The organism is Longispora sp. NPDC051575, assembly GCF_040681875.1.
Lineage (GTDB): Bacteria > Actinomycetota > Actinomycetes > Mycobacteriales > Micromonosporaceae > Longispora.
On sequence record NZ_JBFAZP010000002.1, the window covers coordinates 78,193 to 92,350 of the forward strand.

General features: G+C 72.9%; 10 protein-coding genes. 1 reads left to right on the top strand and 9 read right to left on the bottom strand.

The window, feature by feature from the left end:
* Positions 1-4: 4 nt before the first annotated feature.
* The 3 genes from AB0M43_RS04345 to AB0M43_RS04355 all read right to left on the bottom strand — a co-directional run bounded on the left by AB0M43_RS04345 (position 5) and on the right by AB0M43_RS04355 (position 1,963).
* On the bottom strand, positions 5-610 hold the full coding sequence (locus AB0M43_RS04345; RefSeq protein ID WP_363721074.1) for a DinB family protein: 606 nt from the start codon (positions 608-610) through the stop codon (positions 5-7).
* On the bottom strand, positions 607-1,197 hold the full coding sequence (locus tag AB0M43_RS04350; RefSeq protein ID WP_363721076.1) for a GNAT family N-acetyltransferase: 591 nt from the start codon (positions 1,195-1,197) through the stop codon (positions 607-609). Before AB0M43_RS04350 ends, AB0M43_RS04345 begins: the two co-directional genes overlap by 4 nt.
* A gap of 97 nt (positions 1,198-1,294) precedes the next feature.
* Positions 1,295-1,963, bottom strand: coding sequence for a TetR/AcrR family transcriptional regulator (locus tag AB0M43_RS04355; protein ID WP_363721077.1), 669 nt, complete (start codon positions 1,961-1,963; stop codon positions 1,295-1,297).
* 80 nt (positions 1,964-2,043) lie between these two features.
* On the opposite strand from AB0M43_RS04355, the gene AB0M43_RS04360 reads away from it, so the two are divergent.
* Positions 2,044-2,766 (top strand): NAD(P)H-binding protein, encoded by a 723-nt coding sequence (locus tag AB0M43_RS04360; RefSeq protein ID WP_363721079.1) that lies wholly within the window; start codon positions 2,044-2,046, stop codon positions 2,764-2,766.
* A 58-nt stretch (positions 2,767-2,824) separates the two neighbouring features.
* Here the strand turns inward: AB0M43_RS04360 and AB0M43_RS04365 are convergent, their stop codons facing one another.
* From AB0M43_RS04365 to AB0M43_RS04390, 6 genes are all read right to left on the bottom strand, one after another.
* Positions 2,825-4,627: a LamG-like jellyroll fold domain-containing protein gene (locus tag AB0M43_RS04365; protein ID WP_363721081.1), complete on the bottom strand. Its 1,803-nt coding sequence runs from the start codon at positions 4,625-4,627 to the stop codon at positions 2,825-2,827.
* Entirely contained in the window at positions 4,624-6,306 is a 1,683-nt protein-coding gene (locus AB0M43_RS04370; RefSeq protein ID WP_363721082.1) for a PHP domain-containing protein, read from the bottom strand. Before AB0M43_RS04370 ends, AB0M43_RS04365 begins: the two co-directional genes overlap by 4 nt.
* 141 nt (positions 6,307-6,447) lie before the next feature.
* Positions 6,448-7,329, bottom strand: coding sequence for a MurR/RpiR family transcriptional regulator (locus AB0M43_RS04375; RefSeq protein WP_363721084.1), 882 nt, complete (start codon positions 7,327-7,329; stop codon positions 6,448-6,450).
* 78 nt (positions 7,330-7,407) lie between these two features.
* Positions 7,408-9,978 carry a phosphocholine-specific phospholipase C gene (locus tag AB0M43_RS04380; protein ID WP_363721086.1) on the bottom strand — a complete coding sequence of 857 codons (2,571 nt, stop codon included), beginning with the start codon at positions 9,976-9,978 and terminating at the stop codon, positions 7,408-7,410.
* Positions 9,979-10,293: 315 nt separating this feature from the next.
* Positions 10,294-12,252 carry an ABC transporter ATP-binding protein gene (locus AB0M43_RS04385; protein ID WP_363722049.1) on the bottom strand — a complete coding sequence of 653 codons (1,959 nt, stop codon included), beginning with the start codon at positions 12,250-12,252 and terminating at the stop codon, positions 10,294-10,296.
* Between the two features lie 31 nt (positions 12,253-12,283).
* Positions 12,284-14,080, bottom strand: a complete 1,797-nt coding sequence (locus AB0M43_RS04390; RefSeq protein WP_363721088.1) for an ABC transporter ATP-binding protein — start codon at positions 14,078-14,080, stop codon at positions 12,284-12,286.
* Between the last annotated feature and the right edge of the window lie 78 nt (positions 14,081-14,158).

Below are 14,158 nucleotides of genomic sequence, written 5' to 3' on the forward strand. Positions count from 1 at the left end.
TGGGCTACGTGCGACCGGGGGCTTCCCCACCGCCCGACGGCGCGGCCCTGGCGGCCCGTTCGATCTTCGCGCGCCGGGCTTCCCGGACGGCCTCGTCGGGCCGCCCGTGCGCGTGCCGGGCGTTGAACCCGGTCGCGCCGTCGAGCTGTTCGCGCAGGATGTCGGCGTGCCCGGCGTGCCTGCTGGTCTCGGTGAGCACGTGGACCAGGATGTTGAACAGTTTCACGTCGGGGCGGGGCCACCAGGGCACGTGGCCGGGCGCGTCGATCGCCAGGGCGGTGATCGTGGCGTCCGAGTGCGCCCACACGCGGCGGTACCGGTCGATGAGGTCCTGGCGGGTCTCGTGCTCTGTCGCCCACATGGTCGCGTCGCCGGCTTCAGCGTCGTCCCACCGGGGCAGGGGTTCGGGGAAGGGGCGGTCGAAGACGAGGCCGAAGTACCTGCCCTCGGTCACCGTCAGGTGCTTGACCAGGCCGAGGAGGTTCGTTCCGGTCGAGGTCAGGGGGCGGCGGACGTCGTACTCGGAGAGGCCGTCGAGTTTCCACAGCAGCACCTCGCGGACGTCGCGCAGATCCCCGTGCAGGTACTCCTTCGCGAATTCATCGATCATGGGGTGGTGCCGTCCGTGCGCAGCCGCGAGTGCACGTGGCCGTCGTGCCAGCCGTCGGCGTGCAACATGGAGCCCCGCTGGGTGCCCTCCAGCGCGTACTCGGCCTTCGCCGCGACCCGGCACGACGCGACGTTGCCGGTGGAGTGCTGGAGCGAGAGCCGGTGCAGGCCCAGCGTGTCGAACGACCACCGGGTCAGGGCCCCCAGCGCCCGGACGGCCACGCCCCGGCCCCGGGCGGCGGGGAGCATCCAGTAGGAGACGGCCGCGTGGGCCTCGAACAGCGAGATGTTGCGCAGCCCGGTCTGGCCGAGCGGCGCGTCGCGGTCGTCGACGACCGCCCAGCTGACGGCCGTCTCGTCGGCCCAGCGCGCGGGCCAGTTCGCGAGCCAGGCGCCGGCCTCGTCGAGGTCGTCGAGGCGGCGGACGTGCCACCGCTGGATGCCCGGGCAGTCGAACGCGGTGCGCACGGCCTCGGCGTCGCTGTCGCGCCAGGGGCGCAGGCTCAGGCCGCCGTCGACGGGGAGGAGGGGTTGCCGGTGGTCGGCCAGGCTTCCGGCGGGGAGCGCCGGCGGAACGAGAAGGGGCACCGGCCCATCATGCCCGAGGGCGGGGACGGGCGCCGACCCCGCGAAGGGGCGTCACGCCCAGCTCCGGCGCCGCCGCAACCCGTCGAGCACCAGGGCGTCACGCCCAGCTCCGGCGCTCCCGCCGCAACCCGTCGAGGATCAGGTCGAGCCCGACGCCGAACTCCCCGGCGTACGCGTACCCCGGCCGCGACGCCCGGTCGGTGATCATCTCGGCGAGGTACGGGAACTCGCCCAGAGGCAGCCCGTCCAGGATCGCGCCCGCCACCTCGTCCATCCCGCCGTCCGGCGCGGCCGGCAGGCTGAGTTCCTGGAGGGTGAAGCCGTACAGGTAGCTGTCGAGGACCGAGAACGCGTGGGCCGCGCCGGCGATCGAGAAGCCGCCCCGCCGCAGGCAGCCGATGACCGCGTCGTGGTGGCGCAGGGTCGCGGGGCCGGGGTGGGTACGGGAGTCCATCAGGCCGATCGCCCACGGGTGCCGGAGCAGTGCGGCGCGCAGGGAGGCGGACCGCCGGCGGATCGCGGTGCGCCAGTCGGCGGCGGGCGGCGGGAGTTCGATCTCGGCGAAGACCGTGTCGACCATGCCGTCGAGGATCAGGTCCTTGGTCCGGAAGTGGTGGTAGAGGGACGTGGCCTCGACGCCGAGCCGCCCGGCGAGGGTGCGCATGCTGGGCGCGCCGGCGCCGTTCTCGTCGGCCAGGGCGACGGCCGCGCGGAGCACGATCTCCCGGGTGAGGGGCGCGCGGCGGGGCGCGGGATCGGCGGTCATCTTGACAACCTTACGTTGTACGGCTCACCCTTACAGCGTAAGGTTCCAGCCTTACAGCGTAAGGCCAGAGGAGGCGGACGATGGAAGCGATCGGCGCGGAGAGCGGCGGGAAGCCGGGAGCGGGCCGGCGGGTGTGCGTGGTCGGCGCGTCCGGGAAGCTCGGGCGGTACATGGTGCGGCACGCGTTGGACCGGGGATTCGAGGTCGTCGGCGTGTGCCGGGAGAAGAGCGTGCACAAACTCGACGGGTACGACATCACCGTGGTCCCCGGCCCGACCGACGACCGCGCGGTCATCGCCCGGGCGGTGGCCGGATGCGACGCCGTGCTCACGGTGCTCGTGCCGTGGGGCGTGAGGAACTACTCGTCGGGTACGGCGCAGGCGGTGCTCGACCACGCCCGCCCCGGTACCCGTCTGGTGTTCTCCTGCGGTTGGCACGTGGCCCGCGACGGGCGCGACGTCTACACCCGGAGGTTCAGGGTGCTGGTGGCGGTGTTCGGGCGGCTGGCGAAGCTGGCCCGGGTCGTGGACGTGGCCGACCAGGTGGAGGCGTGCCGGCGGATCTTCGCCAGCGACACCCGGTGGACGGTCGTGCGGGGCAGTGACCTGGAGGAGGGCGAGAGCGAGGGGCTGCCGGTGTGGAGCCGGCACGTGGGTGACCCGGTGCTGGCGAGCAACCGGACCCGGCGGGTGGACTACGCCCGGTTCATGGTCGAGGCGGTCGACGACGACACCCTGGTCCGCGAGGCGCCGGCGATCGTCGGCCGGGGCACGCCGTCGGCCCTCGCCCACGCGCGGCCCTAGCCACGCGCGGCCGGTGCGGCGGCGGCCCCCCGTTCCCGCCGCCGCCGCACCGCGCCGGTCAGGCGGTCATGAACCGGTCCACCGGCAGCGCCCGGTCCACGATCCGCACGTCGCCGATCCAGCCGTAGAACCCCTGCTCCACCACGTTGTCGTAGGTCGTGGCGCCCACCAGCCACGGCTTGCCGACCGTGCCCAGGCCGACCGCAGGGGTCGACGGGTTGCGCAGCAGCTTCGCGCCGTCCACGTACATCGTGGTCGTCCGGCCGTTGTTGACGACGGCCACGTGGAACCACCGGTCCGGGACCATCTCGTGGCCCCAGTTCGTGGCGATGCCCTGCCGGTTGAGCGGCCACACCGCCCACTGCAACGCGAGCCCGTCGGACAGGTTCAGGGTGGCCAGGGGCTCGGCCGGGTCGTCACCGGTGCGGCCCGCGTCCCCGCCGTCGCCCATGCGGCTGAGGACACCCATCCACGCGTGGTTGTCGCGCGCGTCGGCGGGCAGCCTGACGAACGCCTCCACCGTGTACCCCTTGGCGAAGGTCTGGGTGTTGAGGGGCGCGTTGTCGGCGGTGCGCAGGTAGCTGCCCCGGGCGGGACGCTTGGCGCCGCCGAGGAACACGCTGCCGTGGGCCGGGGCGTCCGGGTGGTGCTCGGCGGTGAAGCGCAGGCTGTCGGGGGCGCTGCCGTCGAGGGTGACCCTGGTCAGGTGGTTGCCCGCGCCGGAGCGGTCCTCGACCCGGTCGCCGGGGGCGTCGAACCGCCAGTAGGCGACGGTGCCGGGCACGAGGAGCTCCGCCGCCGGGCGGGCCGGGCGCGCGGGCACGGGGGCGAAGCCGGCGAACCGGGTCCCGAAGTCGATCGGCACGTTGAACCGGTTGACCGGGTCGGTCAGTTCCACGTCGACCCGGCCCAGCGCGTTGCGGGTCTTCTGCTCCCGCAGCCACGGGGAGAACGTCTCGACGTCGATGGTGTCGCGGGCCAGGTCGAAGTGGTACAGCCGGATCATCGCCGAGCCGCCGTAGTAGCGGTCCTGGTAGTTGGTGACGTGCACGTGCACGTCGTGGCCGGCGGCGTTGGCCAGCACGGTGCGGCCGGACGGCCAGTAGTGCCCGTTGAGGGTGAGGAAGATCTGGTCGTGGTCGCGGATCAGCCCGTCCCACAGCCGCTGGCCGTGCTCGGACAGGTGCGCCGCGCCCGCGTCGTCGGCGAAGGCCAGGTCGTGGGTGGTGAGGATCGCGGCGGCGCGCGGGTGGGCGGCCAACACCCCCTTGCACCACTCGACGGTACCGGCGGACACCCGCCAGTCCAGCGCGAACACCAGCCACTCGCGCCCGGCGGCCCGGAACGTGTGGAACGTGTTGTAGCCGCCCGACGTCGCCCCGCCGAACGTCGCCATCTTCTGGAACCGGGCCGGGCCGAACACGTCGAGGTACGGGCTCGGGCCCCGGGTGTCGTCCGTGCGGGAGTTGATGTCGTGGTTGCCGGCCAGCACGCTGTACGGCATGCCGCGCCGGTCGAACTCGCGGAACACCGCCCCGGCGGCGGCCAGCTCCCCGGCCGCCGCGTTCTCCACGACGTCCCCGAGGTGCGCGGCGAACACGGTGTTGTCGGCCGCGCTGTGGTCCACGATGTACTTCAGCGACGCCGCGAGCGGGGCCGGGTCGCCCCGGTCGCCGTCGAAGAGGTACTGGGTGTCGGGGACGACCGCGATCGTGAACCGGGGGTTGTCGGCGTCGCGGGTCGCGGCCGGCCCGGTCCCGGTCGTGGCCGCGGCGATCCCGGGCACGGCCAGGGTCGCCGCGCCGACGCCGAGCGCGCCCACCCCGAGGAGCAGGTTCCGGCGGGAGGTTTCCATGGTCATTTGCGCACCTCGATGAAGATGGGGTTGGTGTAGAGCCAGGTGTCCAGCCACGGGTCGCCGTCGCCGGGCGGATGCGCCAACGGGCCGCGCGGGTCGACCGCCGCGCCCAGCAGGCCGGGTCCGGTGCGCCGGCCGTCGCTGCCCCGGACCCGCAGGTAGCAGGACTCGCGGACGTTCTCGATCGGGACCTTCACCGTGTACGTGCCGGTCCGGCCCGCCACGTCGGCGGTGTGCACGACCCGGGTGTCCGGCGCGCGCCAGGAGTCCCGGTCGGCGGCCGGGCCGCGCACCGCGCCCCGGATCACGTCCAGGTGTGCCAGGTTCGGGACGTCGCCGTGCAGGTTGGGACGCGACGCGGTGGTCACCGTGATGCTCAGCAGCAGGCGCTCATTGCGCGCGACATGCACCCTGCCGCCGAGGGTGGCGCCCTTGCACCGGCCGTTCTTGTCGGTGAGCCGGACCTCCAGGCCGTCGACGAGCTGGCCGTGGTCGACCCAGACCCGGCCCTCGCGCAGGCCCTCCATCACCTGGGCGTAGCCGTAGCCCGTGACGCCCACGTGGGTGCGGCTGAACTGGCCCGGCCACAGGTCGCTGCCCGGCTGGGGGCTGTCGGTGTCCACCGGGTCGGGCAGCCGGCCGGCGTTGTCGAAGTTCGCGCCGGGCGCCCAGTCGCCGTTGCGCCAGGTGTCCAGTACCGTGCGATGGTTGTCCGAATTGGACGTGATCGTGTAGAGCCGGCCCTCGGCGAGGAGCGCGTCCCACATCCCACCGACGGTGGCGGTCATCCAGTCGAACCCGCCGTAGGTCCGGTACGCCTCCGGCGGGAAGCCCGGCCAGGACTGGGCGGAGGGCGCGTTCTCGTACTCGCCCCGGATGCTCTTCGCGCCCCGGGCCGGCAGCGCCGCGCCCTGGGCCCCCGGCGCGCCCTCCATCCCGATCATGATGTCGGGGTCGGCGTCCCGCCAGGCGCGCAGCTCGTGCGGGGAGTCGATGCCCAGCCGCGACGGGTGGTTGGCCAGGACCAGGGCGTCGGGGATGTCCCCGGCCCGCTTGCGCTCGCCGAGCCAGCGGATCGCCTCCACCGCGAGGGCCTCGTTGCCGGCGGTGTCCGGATGTCCGGGCGCGCCCTGGGTCCGGCCCAGCAGCTTGCCGTCGAACCGGGTCTCGAACTGGCGGAGGATCTCGACCTCGTGCGGGCCGGGCGGGGTGAACACGGTCGCGTGCTCGGCCCCCGGGATGTACCACTCCAGGCCCTGGAACACGAGCATCCGGGGGTTCTCGGCCCGCGCCTTGAGGATCTCGGCGTGCTCGGCGAGCGCGCCGCCCGCGTGCGCGTGCCCGATGTTGCTGTGCTCGGTGAACACCATCCAGTCCAGCCCGAACTGGGCGGCCCGCCGGGTGAGCTGCGCCGCCGTGTACTTCGCGTCGTGGCTGAACACGGAGTGCACGTGGTGGTCGCCGACCAGGTAGACGAGGTCGGGGTCGTCGTCGGGACCCGGCGGGGTGGCCGACGACGCGGCGGCCGGGGCCCCTTCCATCAGGCTCAGCCCGGCGAAACCGACACCGAACAGTCCGGCCCGGACCATCAGCGCCCGGCGGGAGCGGCCCCGGGCATCGAGGGACGTCTCGGGGACGTCGGGGTCCGCCCACTCGGGCAGCGGTTCGCGGTGGGTTGGCATGTGTCTCCCCTGGTCGTGGGTGGTGTACCGCACGGTAGGAGGGGGAGGTGACGCGGAGGTGATCTTCGGCCGGCCAACAGTTGACAACGTTTCCCATTGCGTGGGGTCCCGGCCCCGGGTCGCCCCGGGGCCGGTCGACCCTCAGGTGGCCCGGTGGTGCTCCGGGATGTGCCGGGTCCGCTCCAGGCACGCGCTCGCCCGCTCGTGGGTCAGCTGGGCCACCCGGACGTACAGGCAGTCGAGGATCAGGAGCTGGGCGTGCCGGGCGGCCGGTCCGCCGTGCCGGTAGGTGGTGCCGTACACGGCGGTGGTGAGGATGTGGTCGGCGTACCCGGCCAGGGGCGAGTGCCGGTCGTCGGTGACCGCGACGGTGGTCGCCCCGGAGCTGCTCGCCAGGCACAGCGCGGCGATCGTCTCCCCCGTGCCGCCGGAGTGCGACAGGGCGATGGCCGCGTCGCCCGTACCGAGCAGCGCCGCGCTGGTCTCGGCGTCGTGGGTCTCGGTGCGCGCCCAGATGGGCCGGCCGATCCGGTGCATCCGGGCCGCCATCTCGTGCGCGGCGTACGCGCTGCCGCCGAGCGCGTACACGTCGATCCGGCCGGCGGTGGCCAGGGCCCGGGCGGCGGCGTCGAGGGCCGTGAGGTCGAGCTGGTCGGCGGTGTACTGCAACGACAGCACGTCGGCCCGGGCGACGACCGCGGCGGCGTGCGCGAGGCTGTCGTCGGGGCCGATGTCGAAACCGAGGTCGGCGTGCCAGCCGTGCGCGGGGGCGACGCTGGTCTCCCGCGCCAGGCGCAGGCGCAGGTCCTGGAAGCCGGCCAGTCCGAGGGCCCGGCAGAACCGGGCGACGGTCTCCGGGGTGGTGTGGCTGCGCAGGGCGAGCGCGTTCATGGACATCGTCGCCGTGGCGTGCGGGTCGTTCAGGATGGTCTTGGCGATCGAGCGCAACGCGTCCGGCAGGCGCGACAGCTCGGCGTCGATGAGGACCAGCACACTGGGGACACCGGTAGGGGTTCCGTACACCACACGTCCTTGCTTTCGTCGTTCGTGGTCGGCGGGGCCGAGCGGTCGCCGGTGACGCGCTCGGCCCTGCCGGGTGGTTCACCAGCCGAGGGGGGTGATCTCCGCGGCGGAGGTCCACGGGCCGCGCCCGCCGGCCTCGGTGAGGGCCCGCAGCCGGACGTACCGGGCGCTGGTCGGCCAGCACCGGACCGTCTTGGCGGCGGCGTCGTCGGCGAAGGTACCCGCGACGGCCGTGCTCCAGGTGGTCCCGTCGGTGCTGAGCTGGAGCTCGTACTGGCCGATCCGGCCGTTGGCGCCGCCGTCCTGGCGGGGCAGGTAGGTCACCCCGGTGACGGTGCGCGCCGAGCCCAGGTCGAGCTGGAGCTCGTGCGGCAGCGGGGCGTTGCCGCCCGACCACTTCGTGTGCCAGAACGTGGCCGGGTTGCCGTCCACGGCCCGGGTGGCCGGGGCGGTCTCCCCCACGGTCTCCTGGCTGTCGAAGTACTTCACCGTGCCGGCCAGCCGGCCGGAGCCCATCACGGGGTCGCTGCTGCTCGCCGCGCCGTTCTCCATGTGCCCGGCGAACCGGCGGACGAACCCGTCGGTGGTGTCGGCGGTGACGGTGAGGTCGTACCAGCCCTTGTTGCCGTTGCCGGTGCTGAAGTAGTCCTCGGTCGACGCGCCGGCCGCCACCGTGTAGGTCCACGGTCCGCCCGGGCGGTTGTTGCCCCGGACCGTGAACACGCACGCCTTGGTACCGGAGTTGGTCATCTTCAGGTAGACCACATTCTCGGCCGGGGAGTAGCGCAGGGTCACCTCGGGGTTGGCGTTCCCGCTGGTGGTGGCCGTGACCCGGTTGCCGGCGAACCGGCGGACGTACCCGTTGGCCCCTACCACGCTGAGGTCGTACGCGCCGGTCGGCGTGCCCGCGACCCAGGTGTCCGACAGGCTCTTGCCGGCCTCCACCGTGTACCGCCACGGCCCGTCGGTGCGGTACGCGTTGGCGTAGACGAAGAAGTGCGCCCCGGCCGTGCCCGCGTTGGTGAAGTCGAGCGTGAACCCGCCCGCCGCGACCTTCCCGGACACCGTCAGGGTGTAGGGCAGCGGCCGGGCCGTGCGCACCCCGGTCTCCTGCGCGGGCAGGGCCTGCACCGCCGGGGGCTGCGGGTTCGTGGACATCGGGCCGCTGGTCGGCACCGGGGTCGGCAGCGCCGGGTACCCGACGACGGCCGTGCTCAGGTCCAGCGCCGAGGTCAGGTCGCCGCAGACGGCGCGCCGCCAGGGCGAGATGTTGGTCTCGGCGACCCCGGTCCACTTCTCCAGGAACTGGAGCACGGAGGTGTGGTCGAAGACCTGGGAGGACACGTTGCCGCCCCGGGTCCACGGCGAGACCACGATCATCGGCACCCGGGTGCCGAGGCCGATCGGCTCGGTGCCCACGATCTCGTCGGCGACGCCGGCCGTGGACAGGCCCTCGTTCGCGGTGGCCGGCGCGGCCGGCGACGGGATGTGGTCGAAGAAGCCGTCGTTCTCGTCGTAGGTGATGAACACGACGGTCTTGTTCCACACCGACGGGTTCGAGGCCAGCTTGTCCAGGAGCTGCTTGGTGAACTCCGCGCCGTCGTTGGGGCCCCAGTCCGGGTGCTCGGTCTTGCGCTCCGGGGCGCAGATCCAGGACACGGCCGGCAGCCGGTCGTTGGCGACGTCGGCGCCGAACGCGGCGACGGTCTGGTCGGCGGCCACCCGGTGCAGGGCCCGGTCGTAGAGGCCGCGCTCGGCGGCGGTGAGGGTGGCCACCCCCTCGGCCAGCTGCGCCAGGAGGGTGTTGACGGCGGCGGTGTTGCCGGCCTTGGCGGCGGGGAGCACACCCTGGTCGTAGAAGAACTCCAGTTTGGTGTACGCCTTGCCGGCCGAGTCCTTCGTCTTCAGCAACGCCTTGCGGCCGACGTCGAGGAACGTCTTGAAGTAGTCGAGCGCGTTGTCCCCGTAGTTGTCCCACTCCTGGTACACCCGCCAGGACTTGCCCGCCGCCTGCAACCGCTCGGCGTAGGTGGTCCAGGTGTAGCCGGTGTGCGACGGGTTGCGCCACGCCCGGTTGTCGGTCGCCCGGGTGGTGGTGCTGCCGGGCTCGAAGCCGAGCTTGCCCGACCACAGGTAGTACCGGTTCGGGTTGGTGGGGCCGTTCTCCGAACAGTGGTAGGCGTCGCAGATCGTGAACGCGTCGGCCAGCTCGTAGTAGAAGGGCAGCGCCGACCGCAGGTGCGTGGTCATGGTGCGCTTGCCCTTGTTCGGGATCCACTGGTCGTTGCGGCCGCCGTTCCAGGCGTTGTGCCCGTCGGACCAGCCGTGGCTGGTGCCCTGCATGAACTGGTCGCTCACCGGGTAGGGCAGAACGTGGTTCGCGCCGTCGGGCTGGTGGAACACCGACTTCCCCGTGGACAGGGTGAGCGCGGTCGGGTCGTTGAAGCCCCGGACCCCGCGCAGCGAACCGTAGTAGTGGTCGAAGGAGCGGTTCTCCTGCATCAGGATCACCACGTGCTCGATGACCTCCAGGCCCCCGGTCGGGGCGGCCATGGCCATCGCGCGCCGCACGCTCTCCGGGAGCAGGGCGAACGCCGTGCCCGCGCCGGCGGTGAGGGCCGCCGAGCGGAGGAAGTTCCGCCTGTCCATCGTCAGAGCGCCCGGGCGAGCTGGCGGAGGCCGGAGTAGCCGCCGGGCGGGGTGAGACGGGCTCGCTGTGGCATGACAGGCTCCTGAGGGTTCGGCCCCGTGCGCGTTAGTGCTCGATACAGACGTGTGACAAACATCATGGAGCATTGATCACGGGTAATGCAACTGTGAGTTGAGTTAACAGTTGCGAGCTGTCACACCTGTCGGGATATTTCCGCAGGTGGAGCGCGAACAGTGACGCAGGGGACTTAACGTCCCCGTCACGCAGAGTGACCCACCGCTCGGGATGAGCGACGGGTCACGGGCGGCGGGGGGTCAGTCCGCGTGGCTGGTCCAGGTGGCGTGCATCGCCGCGTACCGGCCGCCGGCCGCGAGCAGCTCCGCGTGCGAACCCGACTCCACGATCCCGCCGTCGTCGACCACCAGGATCCGGTCGGCCCGCATCGCCGTGGACAGCCGGTGCGCGATCAGCAGGGCCGTGCGGCCGTCGAGCAGCACGTCGAGCGCCGCCTCGACCCGCAGCTCCGAGTGCAGGTCCAGGTTGGAGGTCGCCTCGTCGAGGACCACCACCCGGGGCTGGGCCAGGAACGTCCGGGCCAGGGCGAGCAGTTGGCGCTCCCCCGCCGAGACGGACTGGCCGCGCTCGTGCAGGGCGGTGTCCAGGCCCGCCGGGGTGCGTTCGACCAGGTCGCGCAGGCCCACCGCGTCGATCGCGGCCCACACCTCGGCGTCGGTGGCCCCGGGCCGGGCGAAGGCCACGTTGTCCCGGATCGTGCCGGCGAACAGGAACGGCTCCTGCGGGACGACCCCGATCTGGCGGCGCAACGAGCCGATCGTGACCCCGGCCAGGTCGTGGCCGTCGATGAGCACCCGGCCGGCGTCGGGGTCGTAGAACCGGGTGACGAGCTTGGCGAGCGTGGACTTGCCGGCCCCGGTCGGCCCGACGCAGGCGATCGTCTCCCCGGCCGAGATCCGCAGATCGACATTTCTGAGTACGGGGCGCGCCGGGTCGTACCCGAAGGAGACGTTCTCGAACGTGATCGCCCCCGAGATGGCCGGCAGGTCCGCCGCGTCGGCCGCCTCGTGCACGGTCGGCGGCGTGGCCAGCAGATCCGCGAGCTTCGCGACGGCGGCGCGGCCCTGCTGGTAGTTCGTGTAGAACTGCACGAGCTGCTGCATGGGCTGGAAGAACGCGCCCAGGTACAGCACGAACGCCGTCAGCTCCCCGATGCTCAGCTCGCCGCGCAGCACCATCCGGCCGCCGATCAGGAGCAGCGCCGCCAGGCCGAGCATGCCGATCGCGGACGCGCCGGGGCCGTACACGGCGTTGGTGAAGCCGGTGTGGTCGTTGGCGTCGCGGTACCGGCCGACGACCTCGCGGTGCTGGGCGATGTTGCGGTCCTGGCGGTTGTGCGCCGTGGCGACCCGCACGCCGTACAGGCTCTCGGACAGGTCGGTGAACATGGCCGCGATGGCGTCGCGCTGCCGGCGGTACCCCCGGTCGGAGGCGCCCCGGAACCACCAGGACAGCGCGCCCAGGGTCGGCACCACGAGCAGCAGGGTGATCAGGGCCAGCGGCACGTTGTACGCGAACAGCACGACCGTCACCACGACCATGGTCAGCGCCTGGATCACGAACTGGGCCAGGCCCTCCTGGAGCAGCTGCTGGAGCGACTCGACGTCGGAGGTCATCCGGGTCATGATCACGCCGCCGCGCTCGTCGGTGTAGTAGCCCAGCGACAGCCGTTGCAGGTGGCCGAAGACCCGGACCCGCAGGTCGCGCATCGCGGACGCGGCGAGCCGGCCGCTGGCCCGCATCCGGGCGGCCGACGCCAGCCCGGTGCCGACGACGGCCGCGACGAACGCGCCGGTCGCGAGGAGGAGCACGGGCAACCGGCGCGCGACGATGCCGTGGTCGATGCCCACCTGGACGAGGAACGGGCCGGCCTGCAACAACAAGGACTCGACGAGGACGAGCAGGCACGCGGCCACGAACAGCCCCCGGTGCCCGGCGACCACCGAGGCCATGGTCAGCCGCCGGGTCGCCGGCTGCCGGTGGGTGAACGTCACGCCCGGGTCGCCGTGCTCCGGTTCGCCGGCCTCCAGGGTGGCCACCCCGGCGAGCAGCTCGGTGGGGATGCCGGCGAAGGGCAGCCCGCCGCCCGGGTTGGCCGCCTGCGCGCCGCCGCCCCGGCCGACCCCGATCCCGCCGAGGCCGCCGCCGGCCGAACTGCCCGGCCCGGCCCCCGGACCGCCGAAACCGCCACCGAACATGCTCACGGGTGCGCCTTTCCTCGGATCCGGGTCACGTCCGGACCTCCTCGGGTGCGTCGTCGGGGACCTCGCGCAGGCCCTCGGCGAGGACCTCCACGTACCGGGGTTCCGTGGCCAGCAGGTGCGCGTGCGTGCCCTCGGCGACCACCCGGCCCGCGTCGAGCAGCACCACCCGTTCGGCGAGGCTGATCGTCGACAGCCGGTGGGCGACGATCAGGGTGGTCCGGCCGCGCATCAGCTCGCGGAGCGCCCCGTGGATCCGCTGCTCCACCACCACGTCGATGGCGCTGGTCGCGTCGTCGAGCACCAGGACGGGCGGGTTGACCAGGAGCGCGCGGGCGATGGCGATCCGCTGCCGCTGGCCCCCGGACAGGGTGTAACCGCGCTCGCCGACGACCGTGTCGTACCCGTCGGGAAGGTCGTCGACGAACTCGTCGGCCCCGGCCGCGACCGCCGCCGCGACCACCTCCGCCAGCGGCGCGTCGGGCCGGCCGTAGGCGATGTTGTCCCGGATCGGGACGGAGAACAGGAACGCCTCGTCGGGCACGATGCCGACCTGGTCGCGCAGGGTGGACAGCCGCAGGTCGCGCACGTCGTGGCCGTCGACCCGGACCGTGCCGGACTCCGGGTCGTAGAACCGGGCCAGCAGCCGGGCCACCGTGGACTTGCCGGAGCCGGTCCGCCCGACCAGCGCGACCGTCTCGCCCGGCCTGATCTCCAGGTCCAGGCCGTCGAGGGCGAGGGTGCCGTTCGGGTACCGGAAAACCACGTCGGCGAACCGCACCGCGCCGGTGAGCACCGGGTCGAGCGGCTCGGGCGGGTCCACCACCTCGGAGGGGGTGTCGAGGATCTCGTAGATCCGGTTGGCGGACGCGGCGGCCCGCTGCCCCATCATGATCATCATGCCGAGCATCCGGAACGGCGGCTGGAGCATCAGCACGTAGGAGTTGAAGGCCACGATCTCGCCGACCGTCGCGTGCCCGTCGATCACCATCCAGCCGCCGCACAGCAGCACCAGGGCGAGGCTGAGCCGGGGCAGGTTCTCCAGGACCGGGGACCAGCGGCTCCGGATCCGGGCGTCGGCCACGTACGCCCAGCGGACCCGGTCGGCGGCCTCCGCCAGGGTGCGCAGCTGGCGGCCCTCGGCGGCGAACGCCTTGACGACCCGGACCCCGTTGATGTTCTCGTCCACCACGGTGGCCACGCCCGCCAGCCGCGACTGGATCAGCCAGGACACCGGGAAGATCGCCTTGCGCATGGACACCCCGAGGAACCCGATCACCGGCATCGTGGCCATCGCGACCACGGCCAGCAGCGGGTTGATCGACAGCATCAGCCCGAACGCGAGCACCGCGATCGAACACTGCACCAGGATCGAGGGCCCGAACGCGAGGTACATCTGGACGGCCCGGATGTCGGAGCTCGACCGCGACATCAGCTCCCCGGACTGCACCCGGTCGTAGAAGCCGAACGGCATCCGGGCCAGGTGGGTGAAGATGATGTTGCGCAGGTCGTACTCGATCTCGTAGGCCGTCCGCAGCAGGTACCGCCGGGCCAGGTAGTTCACGATCCCGGTCGCCACCGCGAGCGCCGCGATCCACCACACGAAGTTCCACAGGCTCGCGGTGCGCGCGGTGACCGCCCGGTCGATCCCGATCCGCAGGGCGTTGGGGATCTGGACCTGGAGCAGCAGCCCGACGAAGGACAGGCTCAGCGAGGAGAACAGCAGGGTCCGGTGGGCGCGGACCAGGGGCAGGGCGCGCCGGAGCCACGTCTTCGTGACGTCGGGGTCGATGGCCGCGGTGGGGACGCGGTAGGTCGGGGGCACATCGTTAGCTTAGCTAACGAAGCCGGGGAGTGGGAGGCGGTGCCGTCCCGCCCGGGGCCGGCCGCGAGCGGGCCCGGC